At 55.9% G+C, this 227-nt stretch carries 1 protein-coding gene; it reads left to right on the top strand.

Translation table 11 applies throughout. From position 1 onward, the window contains the following. The coding region (locus KB213_RS12425) for a hypothetical protein (RefSeq protein WP_211683573.1) at window positions 1-227 on the top strand (227 nt) is incomplete at both ends.

Consider the following 227-nt stretch of genomic DNA (forward strand, 5'->3'; position numbering starts at 1 on the left):
GATTTGCCGGATGCGGATAATTCATGGTCTCAGCCTAATCAGATGCGGATGGAAGATCTGTTGGCTGGAGTGCGGAGCCAAGTAGCGATCTCGATTTATGGCGCTGATTTGGCAGTAATCGCGCGTTTAGCTGCTCAGACTGCGGGGGTGTGGAAGCGTGTAACGGGTGCCGCGGATGTGGCGGTGCGAGGGGATGGAGATGTGTCGGTCCTGCGTATTGATGTGAC

Origin of the sequence: Neokomagataea anthophila (assembly GCF_018122595.1) — a bacterium.
Lineage (GTDB): Bacteria > Pseudomonadota > Alphaproteobacteria > Acetobacterales > Acetobacteraceae > Gluconobacter > Gluconobacter anthophilus.